16 protein-coding genes and 1 riboswitch are annotated in these 14,578 nt (G+C 44.9%); of the genes, 8 read left to right on the top strand and 8 right to left on the bottom strand.

The features are described from left to right. Positions 1-5 precede the first annotated feature (5 nt). Positions 6-155, top strand: a riboswitch (cobalamin riboswitch). 463 nt (positions 156-618) lie between these two features. From LAY57_RS04665 to LAY57_RS04630, 8 genes are all read left to right on the top strand, one after another. Further along, positions 619-1,791, top strand: a complete 1,173-nt coding sequence (locus tag LAY57_RS04665; protein WP_249065139.1) for a hypothetical protein — start codon at positions 619-621, stop codon at positions 1,789-1,791. 2 nt (positions 1,792-1,793) lie between these two features. Next, on the top strand, positions 1,794-2,165 hold the full coding sequence (locus LAY57_RS04660; protein WP_249065138.1) for a DUF1636 domain-containing protein: 372 nt from the start codon (positions 1,794-1,796) through the stop codon (positions 2,163-2,165). Between the two features lie 34 nt (positions 2,166-2,199). Beyond that, positions 2,200-3,240: a cobalamin biosynthesis protein CobW gene (gene cobW, locus LAY57_RS04655; RefSeq protein ID WP_249065137.1), complete on the top strand. Its 1,041-nt coding sequence runs from the start codon at positions 2,200-2,202 to the stop codon at positions 3,238-3,240. 388 nt (positions 3,241-3,628) lie between these two features. Further along, entirely contained in the window at positions 3,629-4,108 is a 480-nt protein-coding gene (locus tag LAY57_RS04650) for an orange carotenoid protein N-terminal domain-containing protein (RefSeq protein WP_249065136.1), read from the top strand. Positions 4,109-4,866: 758 nt separating this feature from the next. Next, positions 4,867-5,736, top strand: coding sequence for a cell division protein FtsQ/DivIB (locus LAY57_RS04645; RefSeq protein ID WP_249065135.1), 870 nt, complete (start codon positions 4,867-4,869; stop codon positions 5,734-5,736). Between the two features lie 162 nt (positions 5,737-5,898). Further along, positions 5,899-7,158 carry a cell division protein FtsZ gene (ftsZ, locus tag LAY57_RS04640; RefSeq protein ID WP_275993603.1) on the top strand — a complete coding sequence of 420 codons (1,260 nt, stop codon included), beginning with the start codon at positions 5,899-5,901 and terminating at the stop codon, positions 7,156-7,158. A gap of 156 nt (positions 7,159-7,314) precedes the next feature. After that, positions 7,315-8,103, top strand: a complete 789-nt coding sequence (gene thiD / locus LAY57_RS04635; RefSeq protein ID WP_249065134.1) for a bifunctional hydroxymethylpyrimidine kinase/phosphomethylpyrimidine kinase — start codon at positions 7,315-7,317, stop codon at positions 8,101-8,103. A 117-nt stretch (positions 8,104-8,220) separates the two neighbouring features. Beyond that, positions 8,221-8,841 carry a hypothetical protein gene (locus LAY57_RS04630; protein WP_249065133.1) on the top strand — a complete coding sequence of 207 codons (621 nt, stop codon included), beginning with the start codon at positions 8,221-8,223 and terminating at the stop codon, positions 8,839-8,841. Positions 8,842-8,864: 23 nt separating this feature from the next. On the opposite strand, the gene LAY57_RS04625 is transcribed toward LAY57_RS04630, so the two are convergent. From LAY57_RS04625 to LAY57_RS04595, 8 genes are all read right to left on the bottom strand, one after another. Then, positions 8,865-9,188 (bottom strand): transcriptional regulator, encoded by a 324-nt coding sequence (locus LAY57_RS04625; RefSeq protein WP_249065132.1) that lies wholly within the window; start codon positions 9,186-9,188, stop codon positions 8,865-8,867. Then, a complete protein-coding gene (locus LAY57_RS04620) occupies positions 9,160-9,504 on the bottom strand; it encodes a type II toxin-antitoxin system RelE/ParE family toxin (protein ID WP_249065131.1) in 345 nt (114 codons plus the stop codon). The genes LAY57_RS04625 and LAY57_RS04620 overlap by 29 nt, the downstream gene beginning before the upstream one ends. A gap of 59 nt (positions 9,505-9,563) precedes the next feature. After that, positions 9,564-9,869, bottom strand: coding sequence for a helix-turn-helix domain-containing transcriptional regulator (locus tag LAY57_RS04615; RefSeq protein WP_249065130.1), 306 nt, complete (start codon positions 9,867-9,869; stop codon positions 9,564-9,566). Continuing rightward, a complete protein-coding gene (locus tag LAY57_RS04610) occupies positions 9,862-10,200 on the bottom strand; it encodes a type II toxin-antitoxin system RelE/ParE family toxin (protein ID WP_249065129.1) in 339 nt (112 codons plus the stop codon). Before LAY57_RS04610 ends, LAY57_RS04615 begins: the two co-directional genes overlap by 8 nt. Before the next feature lie 59 nt (positions 10,201-10,259). Further along, a complete protein-coding gene (locus LAY57_RS04605; protein ID WP_249065128.1) occupies positions 10,260-10,586 on the bottom strand; it encodes a helix-turn-helix domain-containing transcriptional regulator in 327 nt (108 codons plus the stop codon). 181 nt (positions 10,587-10,767) lie between these two features. Then, positions 10,768-10,899, bottom strand: coding sequence for an SUMF1/EgtB/PvdO family nonheme iron enzyme (locus LAY57_RS36400; protein ID WP_420839061.1), 132 nt, complete (start codon positions 10,897-10,899; stop codon positions 10,768-10,770). A 325-nt stretch (positions 10,900-11,224) separates the two neighbouring features. Next, positions 11,225-13,183 carry a bifunctional serine/threonine-protein kinase/formylglycine-generating enzyme family protein gene (locus LAY57_RS04600; protein ID WP_249065127.1) on the bottom strand — a complete coding sequence of 653 codons (1,959 nt, stop codon included), beginning with the start codon at positions 13,181-13,183 and terminating at the stop codon, positions 11,225-11,227. Positions 13,184-13,423: 240 nt separating this feature from the next. After that, the gene (locus LAY57_RS04595; RefSeq protein WP_249065126.1) at positions 13,424-14,479 is read right to left on the bottom strand and encodes an aromatic ring-hydroxylating dioxygenase subunit alpha; all 1,056 of its coding nucleotides are present in this window, start codon (positions 14,477-14,479) and stop codon (positions 13,424-13,426) included. Positions 14,480-14,578: the final 99 nt, after the last annotated feature.

Genomic DNA, 14,578 nt, shown 5'->3' with positions numbered 1-14,578 from the left:
CGATACAATACCGAAATCCAGTCGGTTCTGGTGGGGAACAGCTACCAGAGGTAACGGGGAAAGAACGGTGAAAGTCCGTCGCTGTCCCGCAACTGTTATGAAACCATCCCTTTTGGTATCTAAGTCAGAATGCCTGCCGACATGAACATCAACCCTGAAAACATCTGCGAGGTACGGATGACTGCTCATTCTATTTCTATCGGAAAAAAAGCGATAAGTTTGACTTTATCGCGCCCTGTACAAGCGACACTCTACTTATCCCTCTCCTCTGCGATACTCTGGACGGTCTATTTCTCCACCTATCCGCCAGCGCATAACAATTTGCATTCTCTGCGTCACCAAACTTTGACAGTTAGTTGTCATTAGTCATTAGGACTTATGCTTTTCGCCCGCCTAGCCCCCCAGATTTTGGGGGCTATCAGTCCTGTTAAGCTGCTACGCATCTAAAATGACCGTCAGTTTTTCTGAAATTCTTGTGGGATGGGTAGGAAAGCCCGTCTTTGTATTGGATTTAGATGCGTAATAGCTTACCCCTAGATTTGGGGGACTGGGGGGGCAAAACCTTGGTTTTTGGGAAGGAATTTCCACAAATGACAACTAATAACTGACAAGGAACAAATGAGAAAAAACAAAAATATTTTGATAGCTGCGATCGCATTGATGGCGCTAGCTTCTTTGCGGTTGAGTGGGGCAGGGATAGCACAATCCCCCCAACCAACAGTAAAATTGACAACGGAACCACCTGTAGGGCAGTTGTTACCCTTTGAAGCAGAAGCAACAACACCTCAATTGCCAGTGCGTCTAACGCTACAAGCGCTCAATGCAGCTGGTAAACCCCTAAAAGCTGCCAAAATTCACCTCACTATTCTCACGCCGCCTAAAAATCCCTGGTTTAGTACCGATTTCCCCATAGTGGAGGGAACGAAGTTACTCGATATTGAAACTATTGCTCCTAGTGGCAAAGTGCAAGTCGAGCAAATTTTGCCGATTCGTGGCAAATATCAGTTATTGGTAAATGTTACTCCCATCGTTGCCAATCAATTTAAGCCAATTCAGCAAACTCTGACCCTCTCTGTTCCTGAAAATCCAGTCAAATGGCGCAATTTTGGCATTTTAGTCACGATTCTGTTGTTGGTAGGATTGGGGGGAGGCTGGATAATTGGAGGGAAACAAAAAATTCAGCCAGGAGAAATAGCGCCGGAACGAGTGCGATTATTGCTGAGTGGGGCAACTGTAATTGCGATCGTAACCCTACTATTCGTAAACATCAGCGCTGAACTCGCAGAATCTCAGCCTCATGAACATCACTCTCATGAAGATTCGCACCCCACAGAAAACGCAGCCATTACCGATTCTTCAGGAATAAAACTCGAATTAACTGGAGATAACAACGCCACAGTAGGTCAACTTGCTAACTTTAAAGTTCAAGCAATTGACACTAAAACAAACAAACCTGCTAGCAATTTAACATTTAAAATCAAGACAATTCCGCTAGAAGATAATTGGGTAGCGTTTGCCTATACTGGAACGACAGATGCCAAGGGTAAATTTGAATGGAATCATCAATTTTTCGATGGCGCACCCCACCAAGTAGAGGTAGAATTTACTGACAAAAATCGTGCATCCAATGAATTTTTACCTTTGCAATTGAAGAGATCGATCGCCGTACAAGGCATAGCGCCTCCCCTATCAGTGCGATTAATTGCCCTAGCTTATTTTACGGGCATAATCGGAATTGGCTTAGTATTAGGACTGGGATTGCGACAACGTACAGCAGAGAGATTTCAGTAAAGATGCAACACAATTTGTTTGTTTGTAAAACCTGTGCCACTGTTTGGAAACAGGGAAAACCAGAAGGAAAAAGCGGCGGTCAACAACTGTTAGAACACCTAAGCGAACTCCACCAAAACTGGGATTTAAAAGATAACTTTCCCATTCAAGAAGTTCAGTGTATGAGCGCGTGCAGTCATTCCTGTACCGTCTCTTTCGCCGCTCCTGGCAAATACACCTACCTATTTGGCAATTTACCAGTTCAAGATAGCGCAGCTGCCATACTGGAATGTGCCACTCAATATTATGCCAAACCAGATGGTTCCCTCCCTTGGTCTGAGCGACCCGAACCACTGAAAAAAGGCATATTGGCAAAAATTCCACCAATCGGATAATTTTAGATTTTAGATTTTAGATTGAGGAGCTTTTATGGCTGGAAAGATTCCTGTTACTGTGATTACTGGCTTTCTCGGTAGCGGCAAAACAACCTTGATTCGTCAGATGCTACAGAACAATCAAGGTCGCAGAATAGCAGTTCTGGTAAACGAGTTTGGTGAGCTAGGAATAGATGGAGAATTGTTGCGATCTTGCCAAGTTTGCGATGAGGAAGAAGATGCGGCTAGCAATATTGTCGAACTCACAAATGGTTGCCTTTGTTGCACCGTTCAAGAAGAATTTCTGCCAACTATGCAACAAATTTTGCAGCGTAGAGATAAGCTGGATTGCATACTAATCGAAACATCGGGATTGGCTTTACCCAAACCATTAATTCAAGCATTTCGCTGGCCGGAAATTCGCACGGGAGCCACAGTGGATGGTGTGGTGACGGTGGTGGACTGCGAAGCTGTGTCGGTGGGTACGCTAGCAAGCGATATTAATGCTTTAAATGCTCAACGACAAGCCGATCCAAATCTGGATCACGAAACGCCGATTGAAGAACTTTTTGAAGACCAACTCGCTTGTGCTGACTTGGTGCTGTTGACTAAAGTCGATCGGGTAGATACCCAAACTCAAACTCAGGTGCAAAACTGGCTCAGACAACAGTTACCTCAATCGGTGAAAATTGTCCCTTGCGAACAAGGAAATATTAATCCAGAATTGCTGTTGGGATTCAATGCTTCTGTGGAGGATAATTTGGACAATCGTCCCAGTCATCATGATGAGGAAGAAGACCACGACCATGATGAAGAAATTAACTCGATTCATTTGATTTTAGATAGAACGTTTGAGCCACAAGTTTTGGTAGCTAAGCTGGAAGATTTAGTGAAAAAGTTGGAGATTTATCGGATTAAAGGTTTTGTCGCAGTTTTGAATAAGCCGATGCGGTTAGTGCTGCAAGGAGTGGGCGATCGCATAGAATACTTCTACGATCGTGCTTGGCAACCTGACGAACTGCGTCAAACAAGATTGGTGTTTATTGGTCGGGCTCTTGACAAAAGTCAAATTCAGTCAGCACTTTTAGACACATGATACCAAATCCGGGTTATTTACCCCCTTTCTAGTGGGAAGTGTAGGGGTGAAGCATTGCGGCAATAAGTGTATTCCCCTAAGCAAAGCCTTTCTACCGCAATGCTTCACCCTTCTTATGGATAACGGGGGTTTTTATCCCGGATTTGGTATGAGATGAATTGACATCCTCCCTTGGCCCTTTTTAAGGGGGGGCGACGGGCTCGATCGCAAATTTCCAATTCCAATGTGAGGCAAAAGCGCATTTCTGGAATTGAGACTAAGTACATCTACCTTGAGTAGGGTTTGCCTACTCTCGATCCCCTGCCAAGTCTCTACCTTCTTGCAGGGGTAAGTACGTTACTGTTTGTTTCACCATGTAACTGTTAGTTAACAAAACGACGGGATTACTATGACAGTTACGAATGTGAGTGCTTACGATCGAGGTAAAACAGCCTTAAAAAGCTTGAGCGTAGACGACCAACTCGGCCTATTATGGTTTGTTTATACCAAACTAGGTAAGTCTATAACCCCAGCCGCTCCAGGTGCTTCTGGTTCTGAAATCGCTCAGGGATTGTTCAATCAAGTTAAGCCACTTCCTCATCAAGAACAGTTGCAAGTTCAGCGCGATATTGCTTCAAGAGCGAATACTCAAATTAGTCGTGAATATGGGTCTTTGAGTCCCGAAACTAAGCTGGCTTTTTGGTACTATTTAGCCCAAGGCATGGAGAACGGTACTATTATTCCCGTGCCTAGTGATTATCAACTTCCCCAAGCCGGAAAAGATTTGTTGGCGAAGATCGAAGGAATGAGTTTTCAAGAGCAAATCGATTTCTTACGCGGTGCCGTGTTAGAAATGGGTGCCGAAGCAGCGGGTGGCTCTAGTATTTAGGTTTGGTCAATTTTCTTTTGAGAGTGCTACATATTACAGCGTCTTTCAGTCGGATGAAGTAGAGGCTATGTGGACTAATCCCCGACTTCGCAGGAGTTGTCGGGGATTTGTGTACCTCACTAACCTGAAAAGCGCTGTATTTTCTCCCCCGCTAGAGTAACTAGAGTTAGCGAGGGATTTCTAGTTTTAATTTTTATCTAGTTAGCCTAGTTGAAAATATTCTTAGAAAGAAAGCATAAATTATCTAGCTTCTTTTATACCGAGTGGTGAAGAGCGATAATGTGTTTTTCAAGTAGCTGCATTGTTCTGCCGTCATTTTGTCTAAATTCTACTATAATTAGCTAGAAATAACTAGAAAGTCAGTGAAGTTTTATAATACTCTGGCTGCGATCGTCTGCTAGCCGTCAGAGGGCGTATATCTAGCCGACCCAGATTATAGATAATCACCACAAGGTCTTGACTGGATTCAAAATAAATTACATGAAATCCTTGCTGCTCCTAGTTTGTCATGAGCCTTTGCGGTTCAGTGGACTTACCGCAGTCAATGTGAGCGCTAAATAGTTGGCCGATCGGTTACGGATGGTGAAATAGGGGCGATCGCTTCCGGAGCGTTTGGATTTAACAAGGGAAAATAAGGTGTTATGTATAATAATCGGCGGTTGTATCGCAGATTTGAACAAATAGCGAGTATTTACTATACAACGTTTAAGCATAGTAAACTAACCAGTCGAATAGGATCGCATAGTTGAGGGATGAGGATGACCAGTATTGTATCAGTCTCGCCTGCGGACTTGAGCCAGCGGCGTCAAACCTTGCGTCGCCAAAGGCGTCGCCACACGGTTCACGATATTTGGCGGACTTTAGCGCTCAGCAGTTTGGCCCTGGGTTTACTCTGGGGAAGCACTCAACCAGTGTGGGTAATTCGTCACCCAGAGCAGATCTCTATAGAGGGCAATCAACTTCTTTCCTCTAGAACGATTCGGTCTCTGTTATCCTTATCCTATCCCCAGTCTTTGCTCCGAATTGAACCTCAAGTGCTGGCTGCAAAACTGGAGTCGAGGCAGTCGCTGATTGCCAAAGCTACAGTTACCCGGCAGCTATTCCCGCCCAGCCTGACAGTACAAATTCAGGAAAGACAGCCGGTGGCTCTAGCCTGTACAAACGTTCGATGCAGCCTCTCGATCGCCGCAAAAGAGGGAAAAACGCGATCCCAAGAATCGACGATGGGGTTGCTCGATGAAAAAGGTGTTTGGATGCCTATAAAAAACAACACCAGCATAGATAAGTCGTTTCCGTTGCCAAACCTCAAAATTATCGGTTCTAGAGATCGGTATCTGCCATACTGGTCTCAACTTTATCAAGTAGTTCGTCTTAGTCCTGTGAAAGTTTCTGAGATTGACTGGCAAGACCCGGAAAATTTAATCTTGAAAACTGAGTTAGGAATCGTACATCTGGGATCGTACAGTTCCCAGTTGCCGGAGCAACTCAAAGTCCTGGATCGCTTGAGACAATTGTCAGCTAAACTGAATGGACGCCAAATTGCTTACATTGACCTCAAAAAACCAGAAGCCCCAGCGATTCAACTGCTAGAACCAGCAAGTTCGGACAAAGATCCCGATCCTCGCTAAAAACCGATCGCAGATATCGTAACCGCAGGGCTATTTGAAAAAGGCGTTTTCAACCGAAAAATCGGCTTTGTCACTATTATTGGTTTTTCAACCGACTTAGCCTATAGTTGACTTGAGCTACCTAAAATTGAAAAGTTGTTTACCAGCTATTTTTGAAGAGCAATGACGCTTAATAATAAACAGGGGCTCGCTTTTAACCGTTCCCAAGCAGAGGGACAACCGGGTTTGGCACCGACGGTGGACGCCGTTAATCCCTATACTGTATTTCAGTTCGGTCAAGTTCGCGATGCCAAAGGTATGGCTGAGGAAACATCTCGAAGTAGCGATATCGTGCCAAGTCGGATAGCCAAAATTAAGGTGATTGGCGTCGGCGGGGGTGGAAGCAATGCGGTTAACCGCATGATCGCCAGCGATCTCGCTGGTGTTGAGTTTTGGGCGATTAATACAGATGCTCAAGCTCTGACTTTATCATCTGCCTCAAGACGCTTGCAAGTGGGACAGAAATTGACGCGGGGACTGGGAGCGGGGGGCAATCCGGCGATCGGTCAGAAAGCCGCTGAGGAGTCTCGCGACGAAATTGCCGCAGCTGTAGCCAACTCGGATCTCGTTTTTATTACGGCTGGGATGGGAGGCGGTACGGGTACTGGTGCAGCACCAATCGTTGCTGAAACAGCAAAGGAAGTGGGCGCTTTAACCGTTGGGGTAGTAACTCGTCCTTTTTTGTTTGAAGGACGGCGGCGCACGAACCAGGCGGAGGAAGGCATTGCGGCTTTGCAAAGTCGGGTAGATACGCTGATTATTATTCCGAACGATCGCCTGCTGTCTGTGATCCCAGAGACAACGCCGGTGCAGGAAGCTTTTCGGGTAGCAGATGACATTCTGCGTCAGGGTGTGCAGGGGATCTCGGATATCATCACTATCCCCGGTTTGGTTAACGTTGACTTTGCCGATGTCCGCGCTATTATGGCGGATGCAGGCTCAGCTTTGATGGGAATCGGTGTTGGTTCTGGCAAATCGCGTGCCAGAGAGGCGGCGATCGCAGCTATTTCCTCTCCTTTACTGGAAGCTTCTGTGGATGGAGCCAAAGGCGTGGTGTTTAACATTACGGGTGGAACCGATCTGACTTTGCACGAAGTCAATGCGGCTGCGGAAACTATCTACGAAGTAGTCGATCCCAACGCCAATATTATTTTTGGGGCAGTCATTGATGAAAGGCTGCAAGGCGAAATTAGGATTACGGTGATTGCGACTGGGTTTAGCGGCGAACCGCAAGGCTCAACGCAATCGCGAGGGGCTAAAGTTCAACCACCGCGATCGATATCACCGACTCCAACTAAACCTCCCGCAAATCCTGAGTCCCCAGATAAACAAGGTGGCTTGGACATCCCGGAGTTTCTCCAAAGGAGACGCCCCCCGAAATAAGGCCAAAATTTACCTATAAAGCCGTAATTTCGCTCCTAGCATCTGCAAGTACGGGTCGGCGACGGCAAAGGGGTCTGCTTTGCCGCCCACGAGTCCAGAATCTTTCATCCTTTTGGTAGTATGAGGCCAAGAAATGGCTTAAGCGTACCTGTAGCTATGACTGTAGCTGGTTCCGATAGTGGTGGCGGTGCTGGAATTCAGGCTGATTTACGGACATTTGCCTTTCACTGCGTCCACGGCACCAGCGCCATAACCTGCGTGACTGCTCAGAATACTTTGGGCGTCACACGGGTTGACGCTCTACCGGCTGCGGCTGTTATAGCCCAAATTGAGGCAGTGGTTGCAGATATCGGGGTGCAAGCTACTAAAACGGGTATGCTGCTCAACCAGGAGATTATCTCCGCAGTGGCCGATCGCATAGAAGCTTTAGGGCTGAATAATTTGGTGGTCGATCCGGTGATGGTGTCCCGTACAGGAGCCCAATTGATTGACAATGATGCGGTAATGTGCTTGCGCTCTAAGCTAATCCCCCAAGCGGCGATCGTAACGCCAAATCGTTATGAAGCGCAAATTTTAAGTGGGTTGGAGATTCTGACTCTGGATGATATGGGGGAAGCAGCACAGCGTATTCACCAACTGGGATCTAAAGCAGTTTTGGTCAAGGGAGGCGGGATGCAGGGGAGTCTGCGTGGTGTGGATGTTTGGTTTGATGGTAGTCGGCTGGAAACTTTGAGTGCATCGACGGTAGAGACGACGAATACTCACGGTACTGGTTGTACTCTCGCAGCTGCGATCGCAGCTAATCTAGCACTAGGCAAAGATTTATTCTCTGCCGTTCGACTGGCAAAGGATTATGTCAGCGCCGCTTTGGAGTATGCTTTAAATATCGGTCACGGTCAAGGGCCGGTGGGACACTTTTTTCCCATATTACAAAAGCCTCTGTAAAAATAAAAAAGAATATTTTAAATCAGCTTGTGATATTTTCCCGATCTGGACTATTCTGAGGCATAGTTATACAGGTCGCCTCTGTCTGACGCAATTCTAGGTAAAGCGAAGAAGCTTATGACATCTAACTTCAATCCCAAGCAATCGGTGCCCAATGCGAGTGCAGGTCATAATTCCCAAACAGCACCCGGTGCTTACTCACCTTCCGTACCAATTTCGCTTTATCGAGAACTCGCAGCAGAGTTGCAAGCGACTAAGGTGATGCTGGACTCGCTGAATAACCAAAATCAGCAGATGTCTCAACAAAATCAACAGCTGCGTCGGGAAATTGAAAAGGTTGTTCATGCGAGTCTCCATCTACAGCAGATAGCGGACTCTTCTGTACCAAGTGGCTGGAGTCAACCTTCCTACACTCATCCCGAATTAAGAACCGAACCGGGCCGCCCTATACCAGAAGCACCTCCGATGCCTCGTCGGACTCGTTCTGTTTCCAATGCTACCCCTTCTGCGCCGGGGGTTGATATATCAAACATTTTCCCAGAAATGGAACCGACAGACTCTGGGTTGCCAGCAAAATTAGTGATAGAACAGCCAGAAACCCGCAATCGTCGTCGTCCCCAGCCAGAAAAAAGTTCTGAGGTGAATGGATGGTGGTTGACGTTTGCGATCGTGATGATTGTGGTGACGGCGTTCGGTGCTGGTTATTTGATTATGCGTCCGATGTTACCGAAGCGATAAACTGGTAAAAGAAGCGATCGCATTTAGGACTCAGGATCTTTGGGTGCGATCGCCACTCGAAAACCGATCGCATTTAGTAACTCTACGAAAGTGTAAATTTCAGTAGCATTACTTTCTGTTAGAATGCGATCGAATTTTTCATGCAACTGTTTCGCTGAATCAGAAAGTCGATCGCTTTTTGCACAAGACTCAACAACATTTCTAATTGCCTTTCGTAGTAATATTGGTTGGTCGCCTCCTTCTTCTAGCACCACCTCAATATAACCCGCCGCTTCTTCGCGGTTTTTAAGAGACTCAATTAGGTAGTCGTGATAGCTATCACTCGTTGGCGTTTTCAGATTTTTCATAATCAGCCCAATACTCCTTAGCTTTGCGAATATCTCGATCTTGAGTGCTTTTATCTCCACCACAGAGGAGAAGTACAATAATAGATTCTATTTGTCCAAAATAGACTCGATAACCAGGGCCATAATCAATTCTAAGCTCAAAAACTCCTTCTCCAACTGAACGGCAATCCCCTAAATTGCCTTCCTCAATTCGGTCAAGCCTCAACTGAATCCGGTTTTTGGCTTTTGGATCTCGAAGGGAATCCAACCACTGAGCAAAAGGAACTCTGCCATCTTGGGTAATATAACGTCGAATTTGCTTTGGTTGCACTTCCATGATTTCATTGTAGCCGCTTACCATAATAATATCAGGGCAACTGCGTGGGTGCGATCGCGCTATTCGTCAGCGTCAGCGCGTATCGCCACTTGAAAACCCAGGTTATCCAATAATTCAATAAAAGTGTAAATTTCAGTACACCTACTTTCTGTCAGCATCTTGTCGAGTTTTTCATGAGACTGCTTCGCCGAATCTGAGAGTTTATTGCTTTTTAGATAAGCCTCTGCAACTTTTCTAAGCGCATTGCGGAGCAGTTCCGGTTCGGGATCTTTTTCTTCTAAGATAGCTTCGATGTAGCCAGCAGCGTGTTCTGGGTCTTTGAGAAATTGAATCAAATCTTCATGGTAACTAACACTTTTAAGCATTGTCTTGACTCCTATATTCTGCCCAGTATTCCTTAGCTGTACGAATGTCTTGCTCTTGAGTGCTTTTATCTCCACCACAGAGTAGAACCACTATAATAGATCCTATTTGTCCAAAATAAATTCGGTAGCCAGGGCCATAATCAATTCTGAATTCACAGACTCCTTCTCCTACGGCGCGGTAGTCGCCTAAATTACCTAGCTCAACTCGTTCAAGCCTCCCACGGATCTTGGTTTGAGTTTTGAGATCCCGGAGGGAATACAACCACTCGGAGAAAGGAATTTTGCCATCTGGTGTAACGTAACGCTGAATTTCCCTTGGTTGCACTTCCATGATTTCATTGTAGCCGCTTACCATAATAATATCAGGGCAACTGCGTGGGTGCGATCGCGCTATTCGTCGGCGTCAGCGCGTATCGCTACTCGAAAACCCAGTTCATCCAGTAATTCAATAAAAGTGTAAATTTCAGAAGCATTACTTTCTGCTAGCATTTGATCGAATTTTTCATGCAACTGTTTCGCTGAATCCGAGATATTGTTAGCATTAATACGTGCATCAATAACATCTTTAAACACCGCCCGCAGTAGTTCTGGATCGGGACTTTCTTCTTCCAATTCTAAAACAGCTTCGATATAAGCAGCAGATCTTTCCGGGTTTTTCAGAGATTCAATTAGAAACTTATGGTAACTTCTACTCGTTGGCATTTTCAAGTTTTTCATAATCTGCTTTATAACTTAAAAATCGGGCGAGTCTTCGGTTATTCACCTACCAAGCCACCCGATTTAGGTTTATATTTGGACAAAGTTATCTTCATCACTGGAACAGACTTGGACTCTTCATTACTCACCCGGTAAATTCCCATCTACCAGTTCTGGCATAGAAGAGTACTGGCAAAGGAGACTACAAACGGAACCCGGACGATACCGCTACCCGAAATCCCAAATTGTCGTTCCTGTTATCCAGAGCGTTCCTATTACGATTCGCACTACGGCAATTCGCAGGAGAGTTGTTCCAAGAACCTCCACGCTCCATCCGGAAGTGTCTGCCCCAAACTTAATCATATCATCAAATTTGTAGGGTGCGTCAGAAGAAGAAAATTAATCATTGCCGCCAAAATTTTGACCTCTGACGCACCCTACAGACTCTTGTGTTATTAATATTCAGTCCACTTCAGTGGACTTTCGCTATTAGCCTGGGATTTGAATCCCAGGCGGGTCTGGTAACTGGCACAAGATATGATTTACTCCTATTTTAAAAAAAAATTTGATCCGCCTGCGGCGGAAGAAGTGAAAAGGGAAAAGAAGGGAAAAGGGTAAAAGGATAAAAGAGCAAAGGGTAAGAGTCCTGGCAAAGGAGACTACAAACGGAATCCGGACGATACCGCTACCCGAAATCCCAAATGGTCGTACCTGCTAACCAGAGCGAGCCAAGAACGAAGCGCACTACGGCAATCCGCAGGAGAGTGGTCCCAAGAACCTCCACGCCCCACCCGGTATTTATTATCTCCACCAGACTCCCAAACACTTCCATCAGACGTAGCACCATTATAATTTTCGTGATAAGAATCAGCACACCATTCCCAAACGTTTCCGTGCATATCGTATAAACCAAAAGCATTCGGTGGAAAACTCCCCACATCAGTTGTTTCTTTTCGATAAATTCCTTCCCGTTCCGAAGCATAAGTAGAACTTGCGTTGTAATTAGCTAAATCCGCAGTAATCGTTTCCCCAAAATAGAAAGGAGTAGTCGTTCCCGCCCGACAAGCATATTCCCATTCCGCTTCGCTAGGTAAACGATAAGTTTTCCCCGTTTTTATAGAAAGTCGGGCGCAAAATTCCCGTGCTTCATCCCAACTTACATTTTCTACAGGTCGATTTCCACCTTTAAACCTCGATGGATTAGCATTCAAAGATATATTAATTTGCGGTAAAGCAGCGACAGTTTGCCATTGAGCTTGAGTTACTTCATATTTCCCCATAAAAAAAGATGCCACAGCTACTTGATGCTGTGGCCCTTCATCGCTATACCGTCCTTTCTCCCCATCCGGCGAACCCATTATAAAAGTACCACCGGGAATCGATACCATTTCCAAACTCACTCCATTAATATATTCCCTAAAAAATTCCGCTTCCCTGTTGCGGCGATTAATTATTGCACCGCCAGCATTTACCGTCACAACTTCAAATGAAAACTTACTTAAACTATTCGCAGGTTTTACAGGTTGTTTTGTAGGTACAGGTGAATTACGAGTAGGAGTCGGTATTTCGCTTTCAGGCAAGTCACGCACAGAAACAGATTTTTCACCCTCACTTGATTTATTAGCAAATCCAAACCGATATAAAATAACTCCAATTAATCCCAAACCAGCAAATCCAGCAAATTGCAGAAAATTGCGGCGAGTTTGAGGAGAAGCAGCAGGCGGTGGTGGCGGCGGTTGCAAATCCCGCAAAACTTCCTCAGCAGACTGATAGCGTCGCTGCATATCTTCTTGCAACAACTTATCCAAAATCCGACCTAACTCATTACTAATCGGACTCTTTAAATGTTTTCGCCAATTCGCCGTCCAACTATAACCCTGTTTTATCCACAAACGATAAGGATGAACTTGAGTCAGCAATTGAAAACAAGTCGCACCCAAACTAAATAAATCACTAGCGGGATACGCCTTACCATCCTGCATTTGTTCGATAGGCGCATAACCTTGCGAACCGATATTTGTTCCCGTTTTCGCCATCACCGTTTGCGACAGTTCTTTAGAAACGCCAAAGTCAATTAAAACTGGCAACCCATTCGTGCGATTCCTCATTATATTTTCCGGTTTGATATCGCGGTGAATGATATGCCGAGAATGGATAAACTGAAGGACAGGTAAAATATCCAATAAAAATTGCCGAATTTCACTTTCTCGCCAAACACCCTGCTTCTGCAACAACTTCCACAAATTCTCTCCATCAATCAGCTGCTGCACCAAATACAAATAACCACTTTCTTCAAAATAAGCATACAGCGCTGGAATTTGCGGATGTCCGCCCAAAGCTTGCAGCTGTTGCGCCTCCTGCTGAAACAGTTGCACCGCCTTATTTAGCGCCCAAGTTCCACTCACATTTGGCGCTAATTGTTTCACCACGCAGCGTTCCTTCAGTTTATCTTCATCTTCCGCCAAATAAGTTCTGCCAAAACCACCTTGTCCCAGCGGTTCCATAACGCGAAATCGTCCCCGCAGTAAAGGTATCATTTTCGTCCCACAACTGGTGCAATGTTTTGTCCCATCAGGATTGACGGGATTTTGACAATCGGGGTTGAGACAGCAAATCATATTGGGCAAAATGGCAGTTGAATCTATATTACTGGAAAACCCAGGTATGTTGTTGCGCTTTAGCGCTAAATCTCAACATGGCGTTCTTATCTGTGTTCATCTGTGTTCATCTGTATTCATCTGTGGTTAAAATTTAACTAACTTGCCCCCTTTAGCCATTTCTTTGTAGGTTGGGTTGAGAGAAGCGAAACCCAACGCTTATGTTGGGTTTCGTACCTCAACCCAACCTACAAATTTATATTATCCTTTTTCAAACTGACTCCTCATCAACCTTTGCACACTCACCAAAGCTCGATTTAATTCATAATTTCTTCTCTCATGATTCTGCAAATACGCCTGTTGTTCCTCCTCAATCATTTCTACATCCTGACGCACCAAACCTTCCAGTAAACCTTTCGCTGCACCAAACAAACTATCTTTCACAAATCGACGAAACCACACAGGCAATTTGTGCAATCGCCAAAAGGCATTCAGCGATGTGAAATGAATCAGATAAGCGCGAGTTTCCGTCTCATTCACAGGACAAAGCAAACAGTAAATTTTAAAATCATTTCCCAATCTAGAAACCCAATGCGGATAAACATAACTGACATCCAATGGTTCGGGATGCAGTCGTCGTAAACCTGGGAAAAACAATTGCGAAATTGACCATATTTTATCTATTTTATAATAACTTTCTGCTTGATAATGAGCATCAACACGGTTATCATCTTCGTCAATATCCTCAAGTACTGGATTTGCCCAAGCTTGCCAGTCTTGATGCAAATGTCCATGATACATATCCATCAGGTTTTCAATTAGATAGGAATAATGTGCTTTGCAATGAATAACTGCAACAGTTGCAATATAATTGAGATGTTCCCATTCTGGTAATGCCAAAGGAGAGATTTTTTCAGATAAAGTATCATCGCCGGGAAATAGCCAGATAAAACCATCTTTCTCTTGGACGGGATATCGGCGAATCTGACAATTTGGTAATTTTTGATTATCTGCTAAGTAGGGAACTTCAGCGCATTCACCTGTTGAGTTAAAACGCCATCCGTGATAAGCACATTCTAAGTTATCGCCGATAACTTTACCGTGACTTAGTTTTACTTGGCGATGCGGACATCTATCTTCTAAAGCGTGGGTTTTGCCTGCACTATCTCGATATATAACTATTGGTTGATGCCATAAGGTAATGCCGAAAGGTTGGGTTTTTACTTCGTTACTTTTGGCGACAACGTACCAGTGGTTTGGGTTGATTCCTAGTTGGCGGATATGGCGAGGTTGGGTAGTTGAAGAGAGGGAGTTCATACGGGTAGTAACTTTGTGGATAGGTTATTTTTTACCACAGATGAAGACAGATGAACACGGATGAACACAGATAGTAGATATAGTTTTATGTGTGGTTAA

It is taken from the genome of Argonema antarcticum A004/B2 (genome assembly GCF_023333585.1).
Taxonomy (GTDB): Bacteria; Cyanobacteriota; Cyanobacteriia; order Cyanobacteriales; family Aerosakkonemataceae; genus Argonema; species Argonema antarcticum.
This window is presented reverse-complemented; position numbering and strand designations above follow the sequence as displayed.

Bases quoted from the DNA above. Each gene is read 5' to 3' on its own strand.
- LAY57_RS04605 (WP_249065128.1), bottom strand. From the start codon at position 10,586: ATGAAAAACTTGAAAATGCCAACGAGTAGAAGTTACCATAAGTTTCTA.
- LAY57_RS04630 (WP_249065133.1), top strand. From the start codon at position 8,221: ATGACATCTAACTTCAATCCCAAGCAATCGGTGCCCAATGCGAGTGCA.
- LAY57_RS04620 (WP_249065131.1), bottom strand. From the start codon at position 9,504: ATGGAAGTGCAACCAAAGCAAATTCGACGTTATATTACCCAAGATGGC.
- cobW (WP_249065137.1), top strand. From the start codon at position 2,200: ATGGCTGGAAAGATTCCTGTTACTGTGATTACTGGCTTTCTCGGTAGC.
- LAY57_RS04650 (WP_249065136.1), top strand. From the start codon at position 3,629: ATGACAGTTACGAATGTGAGTGCTTACGATCGAGGTAAAACAGCCTTA.
- LAY57_RS04595 (WP_249065126.1), bottom strand. From the start codon at position 14,479: ATGAACTCCCTCTCTTCAACTACCCAACCTCGCCATATCCGCCAACTA.
- thiD (WP_249065134.1), top strand. From the start codon at position 7,315: ATGACTGTAGCTGGTTCCGATAGTGGTGGCGGTGCTGGAATTCAGGCT.
- LAY57_RS04615 (WP_249065130.1), bottom strand. From the start codon at position 9,869: ATGCTTAAAAGTGTTAGTTACCATGAAGATTTGATTCAATTTCTCAAA.
- LAY57_RS36400 (WP_420839061.1), bottom strand. From the start codon at position 10,899: ATGGAGCGTGGAGGTTCTTGGAACAACTCTCCTGCGAATTGCCGTAGT.
- ftsZ (WP_275993603.1), top strand. From the start codon at position 5,899: ATGACGCTTAATAATAAACAGGGGCTCGCTTTTAACCGTTCCCAAGCA.
- LAY57_RS04645 (WP_249065135.1), top strand. From the start codon at position 4,867: ATGACCAGTATTGTATCAGTCTCGCCTGCGGACTTGAGCCAGCGGCGT.
- LAY57_RS04665 (WP_249065139.1), top strand. From the start codon at position 619: ATGAGAAAAAACAAAAATATTTTGATAGCTGCGATCGCATTGATGGCG.
- LAY57_RS04600 (WP_249065127.1), bottom strand. From the start codon at position 13,183: ATGATTTGCTGTCTCAACCCCGATTGTCAAAATCCCGTCAATCCTGAT.
- LAY57_RS04660 (WP_249065138.1), top strand. From the start codon at position 1,794: ATGCAACACAATTTGTTTGTTTGTAAAACCTGTGCCACTGTTTGGAAA.
- LAY57_RS04610 (WP_249065129.1), bottom strand. From the start codon at position 10,200: ATGGAAGTGCAACCAAGGGAAATTCAGCGTTACGTTACACCAGATGGC.
- LAY57_RS04625 (WP_249065132.1), bottom strand. From the start codon at position 9,188: ATGAAAAATCTGAAAACGCCAACGAGTGATAGCTATCACGACTACCTA.